Annotated in this window: 13 protein-coding genes and 1 pseudogene; 7 read left to right on the top strand and 7 right to left on the bottom strand. The window is 62.1% G+C overall.

Annotated features, from left to right (window positions below; genetic code table 11):
- Positions 1–9: 9 nt before the first annotated feature.
- The gene (locus AC1DUR_RS11990) at positions 10–987 is read right to left on the bottom strand and encodes a Bug family tripartite tricarboxylate transporter substrate binding protein (RefSeq protein WP_477717464.1); all 978 of its coding nucleotides are present in this window, start codon (positions 985–987) and stop codon (positions 10–12) included.
- A 333-nt stretch (positions 988–1,320) separates the two neighbouring features.
- On the bottom strand, positions 1,321–2,223 hold the full coding sequence (locus tag AC1DUR_RS11985) for a LysR substrate-binding domain-containing protein (protein ID WP_477717463.1): 903 nt from the start codon (positions 2,221–2,223) through the stop codon (positions 1,321–1,323).
- Positions 2,224–2,404: 181 nt separating this feature from the next.
- On the opposite strand from AC1DUR_RS11985, the gene AC1DUR_RS11980 reads away from it, so the two are divergent.
- From AC1DUR_RS11980 to AC1DUR_RS11960, 5 genes are all read left to right on the top strand, one after another.
- On the top strand, positions 2,405–3,073 hold the full coding sequence (locus AC1DUR_RS11980) for a substrate-binding domain-containing protein (protein WP_477717462.1): 669 nt from the start codon (positions 2,405–2,407) through the stop codon (positions 3,071–3,073).
- Between the two features lie 35 nt (positions 3,074–3,108).
- Complete coding sequence (locus AC1DUR_RS11975) at positions 3,109–4,137, top strand: amidohydrolase family protein (protein ID WP_477717529.1); 1,029 nt, start codon at positions 3,109–3,111, stop codon at positions 4,135–4,137.
- 8 nt (positions 4,138–4,145) lie between these two features.
- Positions 4,146–4,829, top strand: coding sequence for a 4-carboxy-4-hydroxy-2-oxoadipate aldolase/oxaloacetate decarboxylase (gene ligK, locus AC1DUR_RS11970; RefSeq protein WP_477717461.1), 684 nt, complete (start codon positions 4,146–4,148; stop codon positions 4,827–4,829).
- Between the two features lie 94 nt (positions 4,830–4,923).
- Entirely contained in the window at positions 4,924–5,913 is a 990-nt protein-coding gene (locus AC1DUR_RS11965; RefSeq protein WP_477717460.1) for a tripartite tricarboxylate transporter substrate binding protein, read from the top strand.
- A 6-nt stretch (positions 5,914–5,919) separates the two neighbouring features.
- Positions 5,920–6,828, top strand: coding sequence for an amidohydrolase family protein (locus AC1DUR_RS11960; protein WP_477717459.1), 909 nt, complete (start codon positions 5,920–5,922; stop codon positions 6,826–6,828).
- A 155-nt stretch (positions 6,829–6,983) separates the two neighbouring features.
- On the opposite strand, the gene rpoD is transcribed toward AC1DUR_RS11960, so the two are convergent.
- Positions 6,984–9,149, bottom strand: coding sequence for an RNA polymerase sigma factor RpoD (gene rpoD, locus AC1DUR_RS11955; protein WP_477717458.1), 2,166 nt, complete (start codon positions 9,147–9,149; stop codon positions 6,984–6,986).
- Between rpoD and AC1DUR_RS11950 the strand changes: the two genes are divergently transcribed.
- A complete protein-coding gene (locus AC1DUR_RS11950; protein ID WP_477717457.1) occupies positions 9,121–9,648 on the top strand; it encodes a hypothetical protein in 528 nt (175 codons plus the stop codon). The two genes, rpoD and AC1DUR_RS11950, sit on opposite strands and share 29 nt — an antisense overlap.
- A 109-nt stretch (positions 9,649–9,757) precedes the next feature.
- Here AC1DUR_RS11950 and dnaG read toward each other — a convergent pair whose 3' ends face one another.
- Entirely contained in the window at positions 9,758–11,740 is a 1,983-nt protein-coding gene (gene dnaG, locus AC1DUR_RS11945; protein WP_477717456.1) for a DNA primase, read from the bottom strand.
- Positions 11,741–11,930: 190 nt separating this feature from the next.
- Positions 11,931–12,161: pseudogene (locus AC1DUR_RS11940) on the bottom strand (CHC2 zinc finger domain-containing protein); the annotation flags it as partial.
- A 129-nt stretch (positions 12,162–12,290) separates the two neighbouring features.
- On the opposite strand from AC1DUR_RS11940, the gene AC1DUR_RS11935 reads away from it, so the two are divergent.
- Positions 12,291–13,190: a YihY/virulence factor BrkB family protein gene (locus AC1DUR_RS11935; protein WP_477717455.1), complete on the top strand. Its 900-nt coding sequence runs from the start codon at positions 12,291–12,293 to the stop codon at positions 13,188–13,190.
- A 53-nt stretch (positions 13,191–13,243) separates the two neighbouring features.
- On the opposite strand, the gene AC1DUR_RS11930 is transcribed toward AC1DUR_RS11935, so the two are convergent.
- Entirely contained in the window at positions 13,244–15,109 is a 1,866-nt protein-coding gene (locus AC1DUR_RS11930; RefSeq protein WP_477717454.1) for a gamma-glutamyltransferase family protein, read from the bottom strand.
- Between the two features lie 71 nt (positions 15,110–15,180).
- Positions 15,181–15,948, bottom strand: a complete 768-nt coding sequence (locus AC1DUR_RS11925; protein WP_477717453.1) for a 3-hydroxyacyl-CoA dehydrogenase — start codon at positions 15,946–15,948, stop codon at positions 15,181–15,183.
- Positions 15,949–16,025: the final 77 nt, after the last annotated feature.

Below are 16,025 nucleotides of genomic sequence, written 5' to 3'. Positions count from 1 at the left end.
GGTGTCCTGTCAGTCCAGCGATGCCCTGGTTTTGCGGATCACCTCGGCAAAACGGGTGGACTCGGCCTGGATGTATTGGCCAAACTGCTCGCGTGTCTGCGGAAACAACTCGTAGCCGAATGACAGGTACTTTTCCTTGATGTCCGGCTCGGACAGGGCTTTTTCAATGTCTTTCTGGATTTTCTCGGTCACCGCCTTGGGCAGGCCACGTGGCGCTGCAATGGCGGTCCAGCCGCTGACCTCGAATCCGGCAGGTCCGCCCGCTTCTGCGACTGTCGGCACATCGGGGTAGGCGGGAATCCGCCGAGGAGCGGCGACCGCCAGGAAGCGGAGTTTGCCGGCCCGGTAGAGCGGGCCTGCGGTGGCGCTGGTGCCTAGCGAAAACGCCAGATCACCGGTTGCAACCGCGGTGTAGAGCTGTGACGTTTCCTTGAAAATAATGTGCTCCATTTGGGTTGCGGTCACGGTGGTAAACAGCGCCGAGCCAAGATGGACCGGATTGCCTACAGACCAGGAACCGTAGTTGAGTTGTCCCGGGCGGGCCTTGGCGTCGGCGATCAGGTCACCCACATTTTTGTAGGGGCTGTTGGTGGCAACCGTCGCGAAAAAGTAAGTCTTGAACAGCGGCAGGATGGGATCAAAGTCCTTCTGCGCGTCATACGGCAGTTTCTTGAACAGATGGGGATAGGCCGACAGGTGGACGTTGTCCAGCTGGATCAGGTCGTGCCCATCGGACGCTCCCCGCTTGAAGGCATCAATGGCAATGAAACCGTTGCCGCCTGGCTTGTTTTCCACGATGACGGGCTTGCCCCAGGTACGCGACAGCTTGTCAGCCACCATGCGCAACACCCCTTCAGGTCCGCTGCCCACGGGGAACGGCGTGATGATGCGGACAGGTTTGGTCGGGAAGTCCTGGGCGCCCACATGGCTGGCCGCCAGCAAACCCAGGAATGGCAATAGCAGGCAGGCTTTAACACGACGGTTCATGCCGGGTCTCCAAAAATATTGAGATGAATGCGGGGTTGACATTGCCCCATATTGTGAGAAGTCCGCCTTCCGCTGATAAGCGCTACGGGACGCTAGCAGTTATAGCGATTTGGAATAGTCAAACTTCAGCCATTCAATAAATCAGAGGTATGCCCTGGTTTGATGCCTTGATTTTTAAATGCGATAGTCCTGTTTGGCTATCCATTTTGCTATGTTTTTGATAGCTGTCTACGCCCGCAACTGCCGGGCTATAGGATCAAAATCATGATGAAATTGCCCGTGCCGATGACATCGGGTAGGGCGTCAGGCACGTTCCAGCCGCTCAGAGGTCTCTCAGAGGTATTTGGCAGCGACCTCTCGCAGCAGTCGCTGCGAGGTTTGTTGCGTCAGGGTGGACGGGCGGCGTGCACTGGTGGCAAGCGACACCTCGATGCGCAATGGGGCATCGCCAATCTGGCGCAGCGTAAAAGCCGACGGCCGCAGCGAACTGGCCACCGCGTTACGGCTCAAAATGGCATGGCCAGCGCCGTCAGCCACCAGGTCCAGAATGGCCGAGACGCCATCAATTTCAAGTGCAATGGTCGGCCTTAAGGCTGCTCCGGCGAGTTCAGACTCCACCCGCATCCGGATGGCGTTGGGCCGACTCGGGATCACCAGCGGCAAGCTCGCCAATGCCGGAAGGGTGATGGGCTGGGAGGGCGGGTCCTCATGCGGCCCCGGTGGACGGGCCTGCACCAGCAACAGCTCCTCCTCCATCAGCGGGCTGATCTCGATGTCGCCCGTGGGCTGAGCGTTGTACAGCACGGCAAGGTCGAGTCGACCGTTAACCAGGTCTTCCTGGAGGGCCACTGACAAGCCTTCGCTGATCGAAATGGTGGCGTCCGGCATTTGCGCACGAAACGCGCGTGTCAGCGGCACCGTCAGCGCCCGCGCCAGGCTGGGGGGCAAGCCGATGGCCACGCGCCCGTCGAGTGCGCCGCGCACCCGGCCCAGTTCTTCTCTCGCACGCGCCACCTGGTGCAGAATGCCGCGCGCATGCGCCAGCAGTAGCTGGCCGGCTTCGGTGGGCGCCGCGCCGCGGCCGTTGCGTATCAACAGGTTCTGGCGCAACTCCACTTCCAGCAGGCGCACCTGCCGGCTCAGCGCCGGCTGAGCAATGTCCAGCGCAAGGGCCGCGCGGGTGAAGCTGCCGAGTTCGGCCACCCTGACAAAGTATTCGAGCTGTTTGAGGTCCATGGGTTGTTTGGATGGCGAGACAAACATTATGCTGGTTTGTTATAGCTGCTAGCGGGCGTGGCGGCTTTCCCTGGTGCGGCGCTGGCGACAAAATCAGCCCCATGGTTGTTGGACTTCAAGCTGTCGTTGCCCCCACGCGGGGCGTACCCGTATGAGCGCCGCTCTCCGTGGAATCTCTTCCATGGCCACCCGCCAGCTGCTGGCCGAGTTGACGGCGGCCTGGGAGCAAAGCTCGGGCTGCGCCACCAGCATCGAATCGGTCGGTGGTGTGGATGCGGTGCGCCGCGTCCAGGCCGGTGAGCCTTTCGATATCGTGGTCCTTGCATCGGACGCCATCGACAAACTCACCGCCGGCGGATTCCTGGTGGCCGGCAGCAAGGTCGACCTGGCCGACTCGGGCGTGGCCGTCTGCGTGCGCGCCGGCGCGCCGTGGCCTGACATCAGTTCCGAAGATGCGTTGCGGCGCGCCGTGCTGGCCGCGCGAAGCATAGGCTACTCCACCGGGCCCAGCGGCGTTGCGCTGATCGAGCTGTTCGAGCGCTGGGGCATGGCCGCCGATGTCCGGCAAAAGGCCGTGCAGCCGTCCGCGGGTGTGCCGGTTGGCGGGTTGGTGGCGCGAGGCGAGGTCGAGCTGGGTTTCCAGCAATTGAGCGAGTTGATGCATCTCGAGGGAATCGCCGTGGTCGGCCCGCTGCCCGACGCCGTCCAGATCACCACCACCTTCTCGGCAGGCCTGGGGCCTGCCTCCACGCAGCGCGACGCCGTGCGCCGGATGCTGGCCTTCATGGCTTCGCCGGAGGCGGCAGAGGCGAAACGCCGCCATGGCATGGCCCCGCCTGAATCCCGCTGATCCACACCCACTGAACCCCAAGGAAAAAAATGAGCCTGATCATTGACTGCCACGGCCACTACACCACGGCCCCCAAGGCGCTGGAGAACTGGCGTAACCGGCAAATCGCCGGCATCAAGGACCCGTCCCTTAGCCCCAAGGTGAGCGAGCTGAAAATCAGCGACGACGAATTGCGCGAGAGCATCGAGCAAAACCAGCTGCGTCTCATGAATGAGCGCGGCTCCGACCTCACCATCTTCAGCCCGCGCGCCAGCTTCATGGCCCACCACATCGGCGACTTCAATGTGTCGGCCACCTGGGCGGCGATTTGCAACGAGCTGTGCTTTCGCGTGAGCCAGCTCTTTCCGGACCACTTTATTCCCGCCGCCATGCTGCCCCAGTCGCCCGGCGTGGACCCTGCGACCTGCATTCCCGAGCTGGAAAAATGCGTCAGGGAATTCGGCAATGTCGGCATCAACCTGAATCCGGATCCGTCTGGCGGCCACTGGACCTCACCGCCTTTGAGTGACAGGCAGTGGTATCCCCTCTACGAAAAAATGGTGGAATACGACATCCCCGCCATGATCCATGTGTCCACCAGCTGCAACGCCTGCTTTCACACCACCGGCGCGCATTACCTGAACGCCGACACCACGGCTTTCATGCAGTGCCTCACGTCGGACCTGTTCAGGGACTTCCCCACGCTGAAGTTCCTCATTCCCCATGGCGGCGGTGCTGTGCCTTACCACTGGGGGCGTTTCCGTGGCTTGGCCCAGGAACTCAAAAAACCTTTGCTCACAGAGCATCTGCTGGGCAACATCTACTTTGACACCTGCGTGTACCACCAGCCGGGCATTGATCTGCTCAACACCGTGATTCCGGTCAGGAACGTGTTGTTTGCCAGCGAGATGATCGGCGCCGTGCGTGGCATCGACCCCGAAACCGGCCACTATTACGACGATACCAGGCGCTACATTGAAGCGTCAAAAATTCTGAGCAACGAAGACCGTCACCAGATTTACGAAGGCAACGCGCGCCGCGTGTTCACGCGTCTGGACACGGCTCTCAAACTGAAAGGCAAATGATCATGAGCATGTACCAGTTAGGCATTGTCAAGCGCAACATCGTTCGCGCCGACAAGGCTGCCGTCGAAAAGCTTTCGCGTTTTGGTGTGGCGACCCTTCACGAGGCCATGGGCCGCATCGGTTTGATGAAGCCTTACATGCGTCCTGTTTACCCAGGCGCGCGCCTTTGCGGCACGGCCGTGACGATTTTGCTGCAGCCCGGCGACAACTGGATGATGCATGTGGCGGCCGAGCAGTTGCAGCCCGGCGATGTGGCCGTGGCCGCCTGCACCACCGACAATCTCGATGGTTTTTTTGGCGATCTGCTGGCCACCTCGTTCCAGGCACGCGGTGCCAGGGGGCTGATCATTGATGGCGGTGTACGCGACATTGACGAACTCGAAAAAATGCGCTTCCCGGTATTCAGCCGCGCCATTCACGCCAAGGGCACCATCAAGGCCACGCTCGGCTCGGTCAATATTCCGGTGGTGTGCGCCGGTGCCCTGGTCAATCCGGGTGACGTGGTGATCGCCGACACCGATGGCGTGGTGGTGGTGCCTGCCGCCATGGCCCGGCAAGTGGCGGATGCGGCGGAGAAGCGCGAAAGCTTCGAAGGCGAAAAACGCGAGAAGTTCGCCGCTGGCGTGTTGGGTCTGGACATGTACAACATGCGCGAGCCGCTGGAAAAGGCCGGTCTCCGGTACATCGATTGAACACCATGACATGGCAAAAATTCTCCTGCCGCAGCGGCCTGGCCGTCGTGACGGTTGTTCACTCTCGTTCCTTGTTTACCCGGAAATCAGCATCATGAAAATTACATTTCTTCGCTCCGGCCTTATTGGCCTGATGGGCCTGCTGGCCGCTGCCACGGCTGCGCTGCCACTGCAGGTATCGGCACAAGCCTTTCCGTCCCGGCCCGTAAAAATCGTCGTCGGTTATTCCGCCGGCGGTGCGGTGGACATCGTCGCGCGCACCCTGGGCCAGAGTCTGGCCGGCAGCCTGGGCCAGCCCTTCATCGTAGACAACAAGCCGGGCGCGGGCACCAACATCGCGGTGAAGCAGGTCATCGATGCGCCGGCCGACGGCTACACCCTGATGCTGGCGGCCAATGCGCTGGCGGCCAACATGGCCTTGTACCAGCCCGCACCGTTTGACGCCGAGCGTGATCTGGTGGCGATCTCGCTGGTGGGCCGCGTGCCTGTGGTGATTGCGGCCAACACCGGCGTTGCTTATGCCTCGGTCAGCAAGCTGATCGACGCCGCCAAAGCCAAGCCGGGTTCGATTGCGTTTGCCAGCCCTGGCAACGGTTCCACACCGCACATGGCGGCGGAGCTGTTTGCGCGCGCGGCCGGCCTGCAGCTGCAGCACATTCCTTACCGGGGCGGGGCGCAGGCCATCACCGACGTGATCGGTGGCCAGGTGCCGCTGCTGGCCATGAATGCGCTGGAAGTGCGCCCGCATGTGATCAGCGGCAAGCTCAAGGTGCTGGCCGTGCTCAGTGCGAATCGTTCGTCGATTTTCCCCGACGTTCCAACAATTGCCGAGTCCGGCTTTCCCGGTTTCGAAGCCTCCGTCTGGTATGCGCTGATGGCGCCGGCTGCCACGCCCAAAGCTGTCGTGGCCCAGCTGCACGCCGAGGTGCAGAAAGCCCTCAAGACCCCCGAAGTGCAGCAGCGCATGACGGCCGTGGGTGGCGAGGTCCTTCCCGGCAGCATGGCCATGGTTGCCGGCCTGATCCACAGCGAGCGCCAGCGTTACGACAAGCTGGTGCGTGAAGCCGGCATCAAACCCGATTGAGGCCAGATGATGGTTTTTGACAAAACGCCGGGCTGGCTGGACTGGTACGCCGGCCCCAGCAAACCACACTTCCAGTTGCCGCCAGGCAGTGTGGACGCGCATTGCCATGTGTTCGGCCCGGGCAGCGAATTTCCGTTCGCAGCCGGGCGCAAGTACACGCCTTGTGATGCGGGCAGGCAGCAACTGTTTGCCCTGCGCGACCAGTTGGGCTTCGATAAAAACGTGATCGTGCAAGCCACCTGCCACGGCGCCGACAACCGTGCGCTGCTGGATGCGCTCAGGCATTCGGAGGGCCGCGCGCGCGGCGTGGTCACGGTCAAGCGCAGCATCAGCGACGAGGAGCTGCTAAACATGCACACGGCCGGCGTGCGCGGCGTGCGCTTCAATTTCGTCAAGCGCCTGGTGGACTTCACGCCCAAAGACGAGTTGATGGAGATCGCCGCGCGCATTGCGCCGCTGGGCTGGCACGTGGTGATTTATTTCGAGGCGGTGGATCTGCCCGAACTGTGGGACTTTTTTACGGCGCTGCCGACCACGGTGGTGGTGGACCACATGGGCCGGCCTGACGTGAGCCAGCCAGTCGACGGCCCGGCGTTCGGGCTGTTCATGAAGTTCATGACCGACCACCCTCATGTCTGGTCCAAGGTGAGCTGTCCGGAGCGGCTCAGCGTTGGCGGCCCGCCCGCGCTGAACGGCGAGCAGCACGCCTATAGCGACGTCGTGCCGTTCGCCCGCCGCATCGTTGAGACCTTCCCCGACCGTGTGCTCTGGGGCACCGACTGGCCGCACCCCAACCTGAAGGACCACATGCCCGACGACGGCCTGTTGGTGGATTTCATTCCCCACATTGCCCCCACGCCGGAACTGCAGAAAAAACTGCTGGTGGACAACCCGACCCGGCTGTACTGGTCCTGAGAGCGGAAGTGGGCGCGCCGCGATTGCTACGGTTTTGATAGCCGCTTGCGCCCATCGTGAAAGGGCTGGAGGCTGAAGGCTTGTAATTCCCCATGAAAAAAGCCGCAGCCCGTTAAAACGGAGTGCGGCTTTTGTTTTGGCGCGTTCGATGCGTTTTAAAGCGTGTCGATAAAGCTGCGCAGCTTGTCGCTGCGGCTCGGGTGCTTGAGCTTGCGCAGGGCCTTGGCTTCGATCTGGCGGATGCGCTCGCGCGTCACGTCAAATTGCTTGCCGACTTCTTCCAGCGTGTGGTCGGTCGACATCTCGATGCCGAAACGCATGCGCAGCACCTTGGCTTCGCGCGGTGTCAGGCTGTCGAGGATGTCTTTCACCACATCGCGCAGGCCGGCCTGCATCGCGGCTTCCAGCGGTGCGGTGTTGGCGCTGTCTTCGATGAAGTCGCCCAGGTGCGAATCGTCATCGTCACCGATCGGCGTTTCCATGGAGATCGGCTCCTTGGCGATCTTCATGATCTTGCGGATCTTGTCTTCAGGAATCTCCATCTTCGCGGCCAGGATGCTGGCGTCGGGCTCAAAGCCGAACTCTTGCAGGTGCTGGCGCGACAGGCGGTTCATCTTGTTGATGGTCTCGATCATGTGCACCGGGATGCGGATGGTGCGGGCCTGGTCCGCGATCGAGCGCGTGATGGCCTGGCGAATCCACCAGGTGGCGTAGGTCGAGAATTTGTAGCCGCGGCGGTACTCAAACTTGTCCACGGCTTTCATCAAACCGATGTTGCCCTCCTGGATCAGATCCAGGAACTGCAGGCCACGGTTGGTGTATTTTTTGGCAATCGAGATCACCAGGCGCAAATTGGCCTCGATCATCTCTTTCTTCGCATCGCGCGAGTTGGACTCGCCTTCGTTCATGCGCTTGTTGATGTCCTTGAGCTGGCCCAGGGGCACCACCACGCGGGCCTGCAATTCGGCCAGCTTGGTCTGCAGTTCCTGAATCGGCGGAATATTGCGCGCCATCACGACAGACCAAGGTTTGCCCGAGGCGACCTGTTTTTCAACCCACTTGAGGTTGAGCAGGTTGGGCGGGAAATCCTTGATAAAGGTTTCCTGCGGCATACCGCACTTCTCGACGATGATGCGGCGCAGCTCGCGCTCTTTCTTGCGTACGTCCAGCACCTGGCCGCGCAGCATGTCGCAGAGCTTTTCAATGGTCTTGGCGGTAAAACGCACGGTCATCAGCTCGTCGCTCAGGGCCTTTTGCGCCTTCACATAAGCCGGCGTGCCGTAGCCTTCCTTGTCGTAGGTCTTGTGCACCTTCTCGAACAGGCTGGCGATTTTGTCAAAGCGGCTGAGGGCTTCTTTTTTGAGCTCTTCGAGTTTCTTGGTCAGGGCCTTGGAGCCGCCCTTGCCATCGTCGTCGTCTTCTTCGTCGAACTCGTCAAAGTCCTCTTCGGCCACATAGTCGTCGGCTTCGTTGGGGTTGGAGAAACCGTCAACCACCGTCGAGATCACGATCTTGCCTTCGCGGATTTCCTCGCCCAGCCGCATGATTTCCGCGATGGTGGCAGGGCTCTCCGAGATGGCTTCCATCATGCGCATGAGGCCGCCCTCGATGCGCTTGGCAATCTCGATCTCGCCTTCACGGGTCAGCAGCTCGACCGTGCCCATTTCACGCATGTACATGCGCACAGGGTCGGTCGTGCGGCCGAATTCGCTGTCCACGGTGGACAGGGCGGCTTCGGCTTCTTCTTCGGCTTCTTCTTCCGTGGCCACGGTCGGGCCGGTGTTGTTCAGCAGCAGGGTTTCGGCGTCCGGCGCCTGCTCGTACACGGCCACGCCCATGTCATTGAGCATGTTGACGACGACTTCCAGCGTCTCGGCGTCGACCAGCTTGTCAGGCAGGTGGTCGGAAATTTCGCCGTGCGTGAGGTAGCCGCGGGTCTTGCCGAGCTTGATCAGGGTTTTCAGGCGCATGCGGCGCTTGAGCATGTCTTCTTCCGACAGCACCGTCTCGTCCAGGCCGAATTCCTTCATCAAGGCACGTTCTTTGGCCTTGCTGATTTTCATGCGCAGCGGCTTGACCTTTTCGGTGGTCTCCGCGACGGGCTCGCCGACCAGATCGTCTTCAATGTCGGACAGGTCGAGGTCTTCTCCCACCTTGGCTGCGCCCGCGTTCTTGGGCTTGCGGCCGCGCTTGGCGCCGGTGCTTGCAGGTGCGCTATCGGCTGCTGCGGGGTTTTTCGGCGGGCGACCGGGCTTTTTCTTCACGGGCACGTCGGCAACGGCTGCAACAGGCTTGGATTCGGGGCTGGACTTTGTCGGCACGGCAGGGACTTTCTTCAGGGACGTATCAGGTTTCGCGGATTTCAGGGGCGTTTTGCTCACCGGGGCATTCGGGGTACTGGCTTTAGCAGATATGGCGGGTTTTCCGGGTTTTTCAACCTTGACGCTCTGGGGGGCATGCCTTGCGGCCGGTTTGGCAGCGGGTTTCGCTGTCGTTTTGGCTGTCGGCATCACGGCAGCTTTGGACTGCGTGGTTTGCGGCTTTTTTGGCTTCTTGGACTTGCCGGACGTGGCACTAGGCATGAGACCTCCAGATGGCGGGATTGTTATGAAATATCTATCAGCTACCAGTCAACAAAAATGCGCCGCGCGCCTGACCGCAGTCAAAGCACAGGTGGCAAAAATTCAGAGTCAAAAAAAGAAGATTGAAAAACAGGCCAGCCGGGGACCGGAGCACGCGGCTGGTTGCGTTTTCAGGCAAGTTGTTTGGGCGAACATTTGGTGTGCAGTCCTTGCGGGAAGGTGGCCGTCTCGTGTCTGAGTTCCCTTGGTTGAAGGGGGCCGGTGCCGGAGGTGTTGCTGTCGCGCTTGCCGTCGAAAGTCGGATTATACCCTGATGCCTGTTTTTTGGGCAATAAAAACCTGTTTTTTCAGCTTTTTTTGAGGTTGGCTTCCAGCAGTTCCTGGTAGCGCTGTCGGGCTGCAGGATCTTTCGTGACCAGCGGCACCAGCTCGTCCATTTCGCGCTGGCGTTCGAGCCTGACAAGCTGATCCAGGATGCTTCTGACCTCATCCCAGTCGCATTCGATACCTTCCGGTATTTGCGCGATTTGCGCGATGGCGTGCTTTTCGTGGGGGTGGTCACGCAGGCCTTCGCGCAGCGCGGCCCAGGGTTGCGGGCCGTGCTCGTGAAGCTGGCTTTCCAGCCACACAAACAGCGGCCCGTGCGGCGCCGGCAACGCCAGCAGCAGGTGATGCTCTTCGGTGCTGAGCTGGTCCCAGCTCTGCGGCTCGGTCAGCAGCAGCCGCAGGACGCGGTCTTCACGGCTGGCCGGCAGGATGCGGCCCGCTACGCGGCGTGGCGCCCGGCTGGCGCCGCCCGACGACCGCCCGGCGCGCTGCGCTGACATGGCGGGCGGCGGGAAATACGGCTCGGAAGAGGCATAGTCGGCCTCCTCGCGCAGGTCCGGTACGTAGCCTGCATAGTCGGGGACGTCGTGGCTTTTGCCGGAATCCGAGGGCAAATCCGGTCTATGGTCTTTATTGGGCGGGCGCTTGCTGCTATTGTTTTTATAGCTGTTTTTGTAACCTGCGGAGGCGGGCTGCCAAAGCTGCAGCAACTCGCGGCTGTCAATCATCACCTGGTCGGCGATTTCGGCCAGCAGCTGGCGCTTCAGGGCGCCGTCGGGCAACAGGCTCCACAGCGGGCGGGCGTTGCTGGCCATGTGGGCGCGGCCTTCCGCCGTGTCCAGGTCGCAGCCGTCGGCAGCGGCTTCGAGCAGGAAGCGGCTCAGCGGGACGGCCTTGCTGACGTAAGCCGCAAAACCTTCCTTGCCGTGTTCGCGGATGTAGCTGTCCGGGTCGTGCTCGGTTGGCAGGAACAGGAATTTGACAGTGCGTACGTCAGTGGCAAAGGGCAGGGCCGCGTCCAGCGCCTTGCGCGCGGCGCGGCGACCGGCGCCGTCACCATCGAAGCTGAAGACGACCGAGTCGGTGAAGCGAAACAGCTTTTGCACATGGTCGGCGGTACAGGCCGTGCCCAGGGTGGCCACGGCATTGGCAAAACCCAGCTGGGCCAGTGCGACCACGTCCATGTAACCTTCGGTGACCAGTGCGTAACCGTGCTCGCGCAGGGCCGTGCGGGCTTCAAAGAGACCATAAAGCTCGCGCCCCTTGCTGAACACCGGGGTTTCGGGTGAGTTCAGGTATTTGGGCTTTTCGTCACCCAGCACGCGGCCGCCAAAGCCAATGCATTCGCCCTTGACGTTGCGGATGGGAAACATGACCCGGTCGCGGAAGCGGTCATAGCGCTTGGCTTCACCGCCCGCGTTTGCCTCGCCCGCCTCGCCGGTGATCACCAGGCCGCTTTCCACCAGCAGCGGGTCGTTGTAGTCGGGAAATACGCTGGCCAGGCTGCGCCAGCCCTCCGGTGCGTAACCGAGCCCAAAAGTCCTGGCGATCTCGCCCGACAGGCCGCGGCCCTTGAAGTACGCGATGGCCCGCTCGGAGCCGCGCAGGTGCTTGATGTAGGCCATGGCGGCTTTTTCCAGCACGCTGGTCAGGGTGGCCTGCTGTTCGCGCATCTGTGCCGCCTTGGCCCTGTCCTGGGGCGACACGTCATCTTCGGGCACCTGCAGGCCGTATTGCTGGGCCAGGTCCTTCACGGCTTCGATGAAGCTCATGCCGGCATGCTCCATCAGGAAGCTGATGACATTGCCGTTTTTGCCGCAGCCGAAGCAGTGGTAGAACTGCTTGGACGGGCTGACGCTGAAGGAGGGCGACTTTTCCCCGTGAAACGGGCACAGGCCCATGAAATTGGCGCCGCCCTTTTTCAGCTGGACGTGGCGACCCACAATGTCCACCACGTCAGCCCGCGCGAGCAGCTCCTGGAGGAATGATTGGGGAATGGCCATGGGACGATTGTAGGGAATGGCCCCACGCTCCGCCGCTGCGCGGGTCGCTGCCCCCCGAGGGGGCCGTCTTTTCCTTGGGGCGGCCCGGCGGAAGAGTGATCCCAGGGCCGCCCGAGGCTCAATCCCCCATCACCACGCCTTCGCGGCGCGGGTCGGCGCCGCCCAGCCACACCGGCGTGCCATGGGCCTGGCCGCCGTGTTCCGTCAGGAATTTGATGGCATTGCCACTCGCGCCGTAGCCGAAGCAGTGGTAGAACTATTTGGTCGGGCTGACTGAAAACGAAGGTGATTTTTCGCCGTGAAAGGGGCACAGCCCCATGAAATTGGCGCCGCCTTTCTTGAGCTGCACATGGCGGCCAACAATATACACGATGTCGGCGCGAGCCAACAGCTCCTGGATGAATGATGAGGGAATGGCCATGGGTCGAAAAAAGTGAACACCAATTTAAACATAGGTGTGGGGATGCGATGCACGACAGGCCGGCGGGTAAGGCCGGCCGCGCATAATGAACTCAACCACTTATTCGCCCTGCGCACTGTGGGGCATCTCATGATGACTCTTGGACCGCAGGCCGCCTATGTGCTCAGCCATCCCGGCGCCTTTGCGCTGCGGACACTCAAGGGTTTTCGTGCCAATCAGGGTCTGCTGCTGGCCGGCGCCGTGGCTTATTACGCCCTGCTGTCGATTGTTCCGCTGCTCATCCTCATGGCGATTGCGCTGTCGCATGTGATTGAGCAGTCGGCACTGCTGGAAGCGCTGGGCCGTTACATCGGCTGGATCGCGCCGGGACAGTCCGAATTCATTGTCGGCGAACTGGCCAATTTTCTGGCGCATCGCGAAGTCATGGGTTGGCTTTTGCTGGGCACCATGCTGTTTTTCAGTTCACTGGCGTTCACCGTGCTTGAAAACGCCATGTCGGTGATCTTCTTGCACCGCGTGGCCATTCGTCGGCGCCATTTTCTGGTTTCTGCCGTGCTGCCCTACTGTTACATCCTGTGCCTGGGGCTGGGCCTGCTGCTGGTGACGCTGGTCTCGGGCAGTTTGCAGGTCCTGGGTGAAAAAAGTCTGGAATTTCTGGGTTACAGCTGGTCGCTCGACGGATTCTCGGGCGTGCTGCTGTACCTGCTCGGCTTGGGCGGCGAGATACTTCTGCTGACATCGGTGTACATGGTGATGCCGGTGGGCAAGCCGTCACTGCGCCACGCGCTGATTGGCGGGGTCACGGCTGCGCTGCTTTGGGAAGTGACGCGCCATGCCTTGGTCTGGTACTTTGGCACGCTGTCGCAAGTGGGTCTGGTGTATGGCTCACTGACCACCGCCATCGTGGTTTTGCTGAGCCTGGAAATCGCCGCCACGCTGTTGTTGCTGGGCGCGCAGGTCATTTCCGAATATGAGCGCATCGGCACAGTCGGGCAAAACGCCCCGCCTGTACCGATGCGGACGGGTTAGGGCCCTAGTCCGCAAGTCGCCGCTTCAGCCGCGACCGCGACAGCCTCGCCCGCTCAATCCCCCATCACCACGCCTTCGCGGCGCGGGTCGGCGCCACCCAGCCACACCGGCGTGCCATGGGCCTGGCCGCGCGCGATGGCCTGCAGGCCGCTGGTCATGTTCATTTCGCGCACCTCGGCGCCGCGTGCCCTCAAGGCCTCAACGGTGGCGGGTGCGAAACGCTTTTCTTCCAGCAGGCTGGGGCCATTGAGCGAGCCAAAGTTGGGCAGGTCAATCGCCTGCTGCGGCAGCAGGCCCCAGTGCAGTACGCCGTACAGCGTTTTGGCCGTGTAGTGAATGATCAGCGCGCCGCCCGGGCTGCCGCCACTCATCACCAACTGGCCGGTGGCTTTGTCAAACACCAGCGTCGGTGCCATCGACGAGCGGGGGCGCTTGCCGGCCTGCACGCGGTTGGCCACCGGTTTGCCTTCGGCATCCGTCGGGGCAAAGCTGAAGTCGGTCAGTTCATTGTTCAGCAAAAAGCCACCCGCCTTGCCGGTGCCGCCATCGGTCATCAGGCGCGCGCCAAACGCGTCTTCAATCGTCGTGGTCATGGCAATCGCATTGCCATAGCCGTCAACGATGCTGATGTGCGAGGTGCCGTACTCGGGCTGATCGGGCATGGGCGCGTAGGCGGTTGTGATCGCACCCGGCACGCCCGGTTTGGCTGTCTTCATGCTCTGGCCGCCCGCTTGCTGCTGGATCAGTTTGGCGCGTTCGCTCAGGTAGGTCGGGGCCAGCAGGCTCATCCAGCTGCCGCCGGGGGGCTGCACAAAATCGGGGTCACCGAGGTACTGACCACGGTCGGCAAAGGCCAGGCGCGCGGCCTCGGTGTAAAGGTGCAACCAGTCGGCCGACGGCGTGGGCGCCACCGTGCCAGGCACACCGCCCATGCCACTGGCCAGTGGCAGCGTAGCGGCGTTGGTGTTGCCCAAAATCCCGAGAATCTGCCCCACGGCGATGGCACCGGAACTCGGTGGCGGCATGCCGCAGAGGCGATAGGTCTTGCCGGCAGCGCTGTAGTCCGAGCAGATCGGGTCGCGCTTTTTGGCCTGGTAGCCGGCCAGGTCGCTCAAGGCCAGTTTGCCGGGGTTGGTCGGGTGGCTCTGCACCTTGCTCACGATGGCCTGCGCGACCGGGCCTTGCAGCAGCGCGCTGGAGCCCTTGCCGGCGATCTGCCGCAGCACATCGGCGAATGCCGGGTTGCGCAAGGTGGAACCCACATCCACCGGGCTGCCATCAGGTTTGTAGAAGTAAGCTGCCGCAACCGGATCGTTCTTCAGGTATTTTTCATCCTTGAGCAAGGTGTTCAGGCGCGCGCTGACCTTGAAACCGCCTTCGGCCAGCTGGATGGCGGGCACAAAGAGCTGGGCCCAGGGCAGCTTGCCGTACTGCTTGTGCGCCATCTCCAGCATACGCACCGTACCGGGTGTGCCGACCGAACGGCCACCGACCACGCCCTCATAAAACTGCATCGGCTTGCCGTCGGCGCCGAGAAAGAGCTTTTCGTCCACCGCCGCAGGCGCGGTCTCGCGGCCATCAAACGCCTCGACCTTGCTGCCACTGGAGTGCAGCAAAAACGCGCCGCCGCCAATACCGCTGGACTGCGGCTCCACCAGACTCAGCACCATTTGCACCGCAATGGCCGCATCGATCGCCGAGCCGCCGGCTTTCAGGACCTGGTAACCGGCGTCGGTGGCCAGCGGGTTAGCCGCGGCCACCGCAAATTTGCTGGTGGCCCAGCCGGGTTTTTGGGTGTAACCCGATGAACCTTCAGGCTGTGCCGGGACGGTGTAGCTGAACTGGCTGGAGGGGCTGGGAGTACTGGCACAAGCCGCAAGCAGGGCGGCAAGCGCGACGGAGGTCAACAGGCGTTTCATGCATTCTCCTCTGGGTTTTTGATGAGCTGCCATGTTACGCCTGCCGGGCCGTCTGCCCGCGATGTCCGACCTCAGCGGGGCGCCAGCCGGATCGCCCCGTCGAGGCGGATCACCTCGCCGTTGAGCATGTCGTTTTCGATAATGTGCTTGGCCAGTCGGGCGTAGTCCTGAGGGGTTCCCAGGCGCGAAGGGAAGGGCACGCCGGCGGCCAGCGAGTCCTGCACCTCCTGCGGCATGCTGAACAGCATGGGCGTGCCGAAGATGCCGGGGGCAATCGTCATGTTGCGGATGCCGTTGCGTGCCAGGTCGCGGGCAATCGGCAAGGTCATGCCGACGATGCCGCCCTTGGACGCGCTGTACGCTGCCTGGCCAATCTGCCCGTCATAGGCCGCGACCGAGGCGGTGGAAATCAGCACGCCGCGCTCACCGGTCGCTTCTGGCTCGTTCTTGCACATCGCGTCGGCCGCCAGCCGGATCATGTTGAAGCTGCCGATCAGGTTGACGGTGACGGTCTTGCTGAACAGGGCCAGGCCGTGCGCGCCATTTTTGCCCACGGTTTTTTCGGCAGGCGCGATGCCGGCGCAATTGACCAGGCCCATCAGCTTGCCCATGGATACGGCCTTGGCCACCACGGCCTGGCCGTCGGCTTCCTGGCTGACGTCGCAGGGCACAAAGGCGGCTTTGCCTTCCCCGAGTTCTTTGGCAATCGCCTCGCCCTTGTCGGCCTGCATGTCGGCAATCACCACCTTGGCGCCGTTGGCGACCAGCATGCGTGCCGTTCCTTCGCCCAGACCTGACGCGCCGCCGGTGACGATAAATACTTTGCCTGCGATATCCATGGCTTGTTCCTTGAAATAAAAGAATGGAAAAAAGAGAAGGGAAAACGTTGACGTTGACGTAAACGTCAATTATGGCC

The sequence above is a fragment of the Polaromonas sp. P4_F4 genome, from assembly GCF_056401355.1.
The sequence above is the reverse complement of the archived record's forward strand: the minus strand, read 5'-3'. Positions and strand labels throughout refer to the sequence as shown.

Coding starts and splice junctions, on each gene's coding strand:
- AC1DUR_RS11990 (WP_477717464.1), bottom strand. CDS start 987: ATGAACCGTCGTGTTAAAGCCTGCCTGCTATTGCCATTCCTGGGTTTG.
- AC1DUR_RS11985 (WP_477717463.1), bottom strand. CDS start 2,223: ATGGACCTCAAACAGCTCGAATACTTTGTCAGGGTGGCCGAACTCGGC.
- AC1DUR_RS11980 (WP_477717462.1), top strand. CDS start 2,405: ATGGCCACCCGCCAGCTGCTGGCCGAGTTGACGGCGGCCTGGGAGCAA.
- ligK (WP_477717461.1), top strand. CDS start 4,146: ATGTACCAGTTAGGCATTGTCAAGCGCAACATCGTTCGCGCCGACAAG.
- AC1DUR_RS11965 (WP_477717460.1), top strand. CDS start 4,924: ATGAAAATTACATTTCTTCGCTCCGGCCTTATTGGCCTGATGGGCCTG.
- AC1DUR_RS11960 (WP_477717459.1), top strand. CDS start 5,920: ATGATGGTTTTTGACAAAACGCCGGGCTGGCTGGACTGGTACGCCGGC.
- dnaG (WP_477717456.1), bottom strand. CDS start 11,740: ATGGCCATTCCCCAATCATTCCTCCAGGAGCTGCTCGCGCGGGCTGAC.
- AC1DUR_RS11935 (WP_477717455.1), top strand. CDS start 12,291: ATGATGACTCTTGGACCGCAGGCCGCCTATGTGCTCAGCCATCCCGGC.
- AC1DUR_RS11930 (WP_477717454.1), bottom strand. CDS start 15,109: ATGAAACGCCTGTTGACCTCCGTCGCGCTTGCCGCCCTGCTTGCGGCT.
- AC1DUR_RS11925 (WP_477717453.1), bottom strand. CDS start 15,948: ATGGATATCGCAGGCAAAGTATTTATCGTCACCGGCGGCGCGTCAGGT.